The sequence below is a fragment of the Planctomycetia bacterium genome (assembly GCA_034440135.1).
Taxonomy (GTDB): Bacteria; Planctomycetota; Planctomycetia; order Pirellulales; family JALHLM01; genus JALHLM01.
Genome location: JAWXBP010000341.1, coordinates 24,067 through 31,375, shown reverse-complemented (window position 1 = coordinate 31,375; position 7,309 = coordinate 24,067). Strand labels below are relative to the sequence as shown.

Sequence of the window (7,309 nt, the reverse complement as noted above, 5' to 3'; positions counted from 1 at the left end):
GCACGCACGCGCTCTCGCATGGCGCGGGGCAGACGCGGCCGGTGAACTCGGGGAAGTTGTTCGTGGCGTGCAGGCGTTCCAGCGCCTCGCGCCATTGCTGGCGATAGACCAGGTCGTTGAAGTCCGGAATGATGTTTCCCAGCGGGCAGCCGGTGTGGCAGAACGGCACGCCGCAATCCATGCAGCGCGCGCCTTGCGTGACGATCTCCTCGATCGGCAGGACCTTGAGGAACTCGTGATAGTGATGCACGCGTTCGGCGGGCGCTTCGCTGGAGTACTGCTTGCGCGGGTACTTGATAAATCCGCGGACGTCACCCATTGGCTTCCTCGACGGCCACCTGGCCGGTTTGACTGTTCATGGCTTGTTGACGCTGCGAGGCCAGAGCCGCCTTGTAATCGCTCGGCATCACTTTGACGAATTTGTCTTTGAGCTGGTCCCAGTTGTCCAGGATGCGGCGACCGACCGTGCTGCCGGTGTAATGGACGTGGTTGCGGAGCAGTTCCATCACGGCCACCTGGTCATCCAGATCGCTCATGTCCTCTAGCTCGACCATCTCTTGATTCACGCGATTGGCGAACGTGCCGTCTTCGTCGAGCACGTAGGCGATGCCGCCGCTCATGCCGGCCGCGAAGTTGCGCCCGGTGCGGCCCAGAATCACCGCCACGCCGCCGGTCATGTATTCGCAACCGTGATCACCAATGCCTTCGACGACCGCCTTTGCGCCGCTGTTGCGCACGCAGAAGCGCTCGCTGGCGATGCCGCGCAGATACAGCTCGCCGGCCGTCGCGCCGTACAGGCAGACATTGCCGGCGATGATGTTGGCTTCCGCCTGGAACGTCGCTTCGCGCGGCGGGGCGACAATTACCTTGCCGCCGGAGAGACCCTTTCCGCAGTAATCATTTACGTCTCCTTCCACGCGGACCGTCACACCCGGCGCGCCGAAGGCCATCAGGCTTTGCCCCGCGCTGCCGCGGAAGTTGAGTTGAATGGTGTCTTCCGGCAAGCCCTTCGCGCCGTACCGCTTGGTGATCTCGTTCGAGAGAATCGTGCCGACGGTGCGATTGATGTTGCGAATCGGCAGGTCCACCGTGACTGGCTTCGACTTTTCCAGCGCCGGCTTGCAGAGATCGAGCAGCTTCGTCAAGTCGAGCGACTGATCGAGCCCGTGGTCCTGATCCTGGCAATGGTGCGTCTTGACGTAATCCGGCATGTCCGGCTTGCGGAGGATGGCGGAGAAATCGAGCCCCTTGGCTTTCCAATGCGAGATCGCCTTCCGCGTGTCGAGCATATCGACGCGGCCGACCATTTCGTTGATCGTGCGGAAACCGAGTTCGGCCATCAACTGGCGCATCCCTTCGGCGATCAGGAAGAAGAAATTGACGACGTGTTCCGGCTTGCCTTCGAATTTCTTGCGCAGTTCGGGGTCTTGCGTGGCAATGCCGACCGGGCAGGTATTCAGATGGCACTTGCGCATCATGATGCAGCCGATCGTTACGAGCGCGCCGGTAGCGATGCCCCACTCTTCCGCGCCGAGCATCGTGGCGATGATCAGATCGCGCGGCGTGCGCAACATGCCGTCGGTTTGCACGACGATGCGGCTGCGCAGGTCGTTCATCACCAATACCTGGTGCGTCTCGGCGAGGCCAAGTTCCCATGGCAGCCCGGCGTGCTTAATCGAAGTCTGCGGGCTCGCGCCGGTGCCGCCGTCGTGACCGGAGATCAAGACGACGTCGGACTTGCCCTTCGAAACGCCCGCCGCCACGGTGCCGACGCCGACTTCGGCGACGAGCTTCACGCTGACGCGCGCGGCGCGATTGGCGTTCTTCAAATCGTGAATCAATTGCGAGAGATCTTCGATCGAATAAATGTCGTGATGGGGCGGCGGGGAGATCAAACCCACGCCGGGCGTGCTGTGACGAATGCGGCCGATCTCCTGGTCAACCTTATGACCGGGAAGCTGCCCGCCTTCGCCGGGCTTGGCGCCTTGGGCCATCTTGATTTGGAGTTCCTTGGCGCTCGTCAGATATTCCATCGTCACGCCGAAGCGACCGCTGGCCACCTGCTTGATGGCGCTCGAACGGTTATCGCCGTTGGCGTCGAGAGTGTAGCGAGCCGGATCCTCGCCCCCTTCGCCGGTGTTGCTCTTGCCGCCGATGCGGTTCATCGCGATGGCCAGCGTCTCATGCGCTTCCTTCGAGATCGATCCGTACGACATCGCGCCCGTAGCGAAGCGCTTGACGATCTCTTTCGCGGGCTCGACTTCGTCGAGCGGAACGGGCTTCCCCTGCTTGAACGCCAGCAGGCCGCGCAAGGTGAGGAGTTGGCGCTCCTGGTGGTCGATCAATTTGCAGTACTGTTCGAAGTCCGCCTTGCTGTTCAAGCGCGTGGCAATTTGCAGTTTGGCGACGACCTCGGGGTTGAGCATGTGCGCTTCCCCTTTGCGGCGCCATTGGTATTGCCCGCCGACGTCAAGGTCCAGCAGCGAGGCCACTTCCGCGCGCGGGAAGGCGTACTCGTGGCGGCGCAGCGTCTCTTCCGCGATCGTCTCGATGCTGATCCCTTCGATGCGGCTCGCCGTCCAGGTGAAGTATTCGTTCACCAGCGTGCTGTTCAGCCCGATCGCCTCGAAGATCTGCGCGCCGCGGTAACTTTGCTGCGTCGAGATGCCCATCTTCGACGCCACTTTGAGCACGCCCTTCTTGGCCGCCTTGAGGAAATTCTTTTCCAGCTTTTCGCGCTTCAGGTCCTTCGGGATGTAGCCCTCGGCCTGCATCTGCTCCAGCGTTTCGAGCGCGATATACGGATTCACCGCGCCGGCGCCGTAACCGGTCAAGAGCGCGAAGTGATGCACCTCACGGGCTTCGCCGGTTTCGACGACGAGGCCGCAATGCGTGCGCGTTTCTTCGCGGACCAAATGATGATGCACGCCGCTGGTGGCCAACAGCGCCGGAATCGGGACCATGTCGGCGTTCACGCCGCGATCGGAGAGGATCAAAATCGTGATCCCTTCCTGAATTGCTTGCGACGCTTCGGCCCGTAGTTCCTGCATCCGCTTTTCGAGTCCCTCGGGACCGGCCGAGCGCGGGAAGAGCATCGACAACACGCGGCTCTTCAAGCGGCCGGAGTTGAGCGACTTGATCTTTTCCAACTCGCGATTGTCGATGAACGGCGTTTCCAGCCGCAGCAACTCGCCCTGGTCGGGCGTCTCGTCGAGCAAATTGCCTTCCGAGCCGATCGTGGTGACCATCGACGTGATGATCTCCTCACGAATCGCGTCGAGCGGCGGATTGGTGACTTGCGCGAAGAGTTGCTTGAAGTAGTTGTAAAGCAACTGCGGGCGATCGGAGAGCACGGCCAGCGGCGCGTCGTTCCCCATCGAGCCAATCGTTTCCGCGCCGTCGATGGCCATCGGACCCATGATGATCTTCAAGTCTTCGATCGTATACCCAAACGTGCGTTGCAAGCGGCGCAGCGGTTGATCGACGTGGCCGTTGACGTGCGCCGGCTCCGGCAACGCTGCCAGCGACTTCTGGCGCTCGGTAATCCACTGGCGATACGGACGCCGCGAAGCGAGCGAACGCTTCAGTTCCGCGTCGTCGATAATCCGTTTCTGCGCGGTATCGACCATGAACATCCTCCCGGGGCGCAGGCGGCCCTTTTCCACCACGTCTTCCGGTGGAATGCTCAACACGCCCGTCTCGGAAGCCATGATTACCAGGCCGCCTCTGGTGACCGTGTAACGGCTGGGCCGCAGCCCGTTGCGGTCTAGCACCGCGCCAATCACCGTGCCATCGGTGAACGCCATCGACGCCGGACCGTCCCATGGTTCCATCAGGCAGGCCTGGTATTCGTAGTAGGCCTTCTTCTCGTCCGACATGCTTTCGTGCCCGGCCCACGGCTCGGGAATCAGCATCGACATCGCCTGCACCAGCGAACGACCGGTCATCACCAGCATTTCGAGCACGTTGTCGAACGAGGCGGAGTCGCTGACACTCGGCGTGCAGATCGGGAAAATCTTCTTCAGGTCCGCGCCATACTTTTCGCTGGCCAACATGCTCTCGCGGGCCCGCATCCAGTTGCGGTTGCCGCGGACAGTGTTGATCTCGCCGTTGTGCGCGAGATACCGCAGCGGCTGCGCGAGGTCCCACGTCGGGAACGTGTTGGTGCTGTAGCGCTGATGCACGAGCGCCAGCGCCGACTTGAACCGCTCGTCGGCCAGATCGGCGTAGAAACGCTCGACCTGATCGGCCAGCATCAAGCCTTTGTAGATCATCACGCGGCTGGACAGGCTCGGCAGGTAGCAGTATTTCTTCTGCGACAGGCCGCTCTCGCGAATCTCGCGCTCCAGCCGTTTGCGGATCACGTATAGCTTCCACTCGAACATCTCCGGCGACGTCTTCTCGCCGCGGGCGGCAAAGACCTGCGCAATGAACGGTTCCACGTCGCGCGCGGTGTGCCCGATGCAGCGATTGTCGATCGGCACTTCGCGCCAACCGAGCGGCGTTTGACCTTCTTCCTTGATCAGCTCTTCGAGCCGGCGCTGGCAATGCTCGCGTTCTTCCTGCTCTTGCGGCAGAAAGACGCAGCCGGCCCCGTAGTCGCCGACGGCCGGCAAGGTGATGCCCAACTCTTCCGTCTTGGCGCGCAGAAATTCATCCGGCAATTGCGTCAGGATGCCGGCGCCGTCGCCGGTCAGCGGATCGCAGCCGCAAGCGCCGCGGTGCGTCAGGTTGACCAGGATTTCCAGGCCTTGATGCACAATCGCGTGGTTCTTGCGCCCCTCAATGTCAACGACAAAGCCCAGACCGCAGGCGTCGTGTTCGTTGTCCGGATCGTAGAGGCCCTGGCGCGCAGGGAGTCCGGTGTTTCGTTGGGCGTCGGACATGGCTAACTCCTCATCGCCGCGGGAAAGCGAAGCGCCGTGCGTGCGGTGCGCGCGTCCCCAGTGGATGGATGTGATGTATCGCTGGCGCCGTTGAATTCGGGCGCATGATCTGCAAGAGAAGATGTCGTACCTTCGGTCGCCGAGTCGCCGTTGACGTTCGCCGCCACATGACCATTACCGGCCGCATGATGTTCTCGACCGTCGAGCGCGATCGGCTCGTCCACGCTGCTTTCGCGGCGCAGCAATTCAATGAAGCGTTCGGCGACGCTCGCCAACTCGCGCCCACGGCGATAAATGATGCCCAACGGGCGGACCAATTCTTCGGTCGCCAACGGGACCGCCTTCAAGCTGCCGGCCGCGACTTCACGTTGCACCGTCGGTTCCGGGAGCAAGGCCACGCCCGTCCCGACTTCAACCGCCCGCTTGATGGTCTCGATATTGTCGAACTCCATGACCGTGGAGACTTCCACGTCGGCCAGATGGAGCGCCCGGTCGATTTCCCGGCGGATGGTCAGCCCTTCATCGAACCCGACCAGGGCCTCGCCAGCCAATTGAGCTAGTTCAATGGACGCCTCGTTCGCCAACCGATGTTCTGGCGAACAGGCCAGGATCATCGGCTCCGTTCGCCACTCGATCGCCAGAACGGTCCGGGAGCTCTTGGGATAGCTGACCAGGCCAAGGTCGGCCTTATCCCGCTCGACGGCGTCATAGACCCGGTGGGGATGCAGGTACTCCAGCCGGACATTGGCCTTCGGGTGCCGGCTGAGGAACTCCTTCAAATACCGGCTCATATGGTGGAGGCCGACCGAGTAGATCGACGCCACGCGGAGCCGGCCGGCTACCTCGTGATGCAGGGTGCGGACCTTGTCTTCGAGGACGAAATACCGCTCGACCAGCCCACGGCATCCGTCGTAATAGGCTTCCCCTTCAGGAGTTAGGACAAACGGCCGCTTCGATCGGTCGATCAGCCGCACGCCCAGCCGTTGCTCCAACTGGTTGACCACCTGGCTGGCGCCGCTCTGGGAAATCTCGTTCTCCTCCGCCGCCCGCGAGAAGCTGCGGAGCCGGACGACATCGCAGAAAACCTTGAGGCTTTTGAGATGCACGGGGGACAACCTTCGGATGAAGAATACAAATACAGCGCAGGAGCAACATTCGCAGGGAGCATAATACAATAAACGGGGACAGACCCGGGGTCAAGCAGGTTCGGGGGGCTGGTGGCACTAAGTCCGGACTTCGCCGTTGCCTGCGTGTGGCCTGGATCGAGCGCCAGATTCGAGTCGAAGCCGGTCCGAACGAGACGCGGGGCGCGGATGCCTGGGCCTATCGGCTAAGCAAGACAAGAAACGGGTATGCCAACCCCGAGAGCAACATCAAAGCGAAGGCACAGGCCAACGACAACCAAGCGTTCCGTCCGAGTCGTATCGCGCGATTGACGGCGGCCGGCGCGGCGTCAAATTCCAGCACCCGGCCGACGGCACGATCGAGTCGCGACACGGCCAGCGCAATCCAAATTCCGATTCCCCCGCGAATGGCATTGGACAAGAGCGTTTGGTTCCGTACCTGCTCTTATACAGGGAATTCTGAATCCGGGCCAAGGAAGACAAGTACATAGAACACTTGTCCGGCGCAAAAAAGTACGATCAATCCAACAGCGACCGAGAGCAGTCGCATTGCGTATCGCGAGTGAGTTAGCCATTGGGCCTGCTGAGACGTCAGCCGATCGAGTTTTGATATCGAAACATTCAATTCGCCCTCTGCATCTTCCCCCTGCGAAGTGCTTGTGGGAGTGGCGAAGGGATTCTCGTTGTCCATGGTTCGACTCGCTAAGACCAATTTGAGTGATAGGCGTACTTCCCACGGCTACGCCTGACGGCCAGTGCTCACCCCACGCCAAACTCCTTTAACCAAGCCTCCACTTCCTCCGCAGTCAGCGGTTCCGTCGGCTTGCTGGTGCGCGGCGGTCGGGCAGTCGGCGTCGAGCCGCGGCGGCGGTTGAGTTCCTCTAGCCACGCTTCACTCGCCACCGCCGTCGCTTTGCGGCGTTTGGCGGCGCGTTGCAGGCGGTGATCGCCCGAGACGACCGTGAGTTGCTTGGGGGCGCTGTCGGCGGCGATCAACCGCTCCAGCAGGTCGTCGGCTTCTTCGCCAGGTTCGGAGTATTGCACCTGGATGCCATGCAATAGCTCATGCCGCGGGCGGTCGCGCGGAGCCTTCGCCCCGGCGTCGAATACCACGATCGTGCGCGCCGCCTCCTCAGGCGTCAGACTCGACGCCAGCAGTCCGAGCAAGGCATTCCGCGCGCGTTCCAAGCCGCCGGGACCAAGACGCCGGCCCATGAGGCCCGCCACATGCAGCAGGTTGTAGCCGTCGATCAAAAGCTTCATGCGCGGCCGGAAGGCGAGAGAACGAGTTACCTCAAT

At 62.1% G+C, this 7,309-nt stretch carries 4 protein-coding genes; all 4 read right to left on the bottom strand.

The annotated features are described in order from the left end of the window. A partial coding sequence (gene gltD / locus SGJ19_20675) for a glutamate synthase (protein MDZ4782668.1) occupies positions 1-319 on the bottom strand: 319 nt, incomplete at its 3' end. Further along, the gene (gene gltB, locus SGJ19_20670) at positions 312-4,886 is read right to left on the bottom strand and encodes a glutamate synthase large subunit (protein MDZ4782667.1); all 4,575 of its coding nucleotides are present in this window, start codon (positions 4,884-4,886) and stop codon (positions 312-314) included. The genes gltB and gltD, both read right to left, overlap by 8 nt. 2 nt (positions 4,887-4,888) lie before the next feature. Continuing rightward, positions 4,889-5,992, bottom strand: a complete 1,104-nt coding sequence (locus SGJ19_20665; GenBank protein ID MDZ4782666.1) for a LysR family transcriptional regulator — start codon at positions 5,990-5,992, stop codon at positions 4,889-4,891. Positions 5,993-6,769: 777 nt separating this feature from the next. Beyond that, entirely contained in the window at positions 6,770-7,273 is a 504-nt protein-coding gene (locus tag SGJ19_20660; GenBank protein ID MDZ4782665.1) for an NYN domain-containing protein, read from the bottom strand. Positions 7,274-7,309: the final 36 nt, after the last annotated feature.

Excerpts from the sequence above, each read along its gene's own strand:
- gltB (MDZ4782667.1), bottom strand. The coding sequence starts at position 4,886 with ATGTCCGACGCCCAACGAAACACCGGACTCCCTGCGCGCCAGGGCCTC.
- SGJ19_20660 (MDZ4782665.1), bottom strand. The coding sequence starts at position 7,273 with ATGAAGCTTTTGATCGACGGCTACAACCTGCTGCATGTGGCGGGCCTC.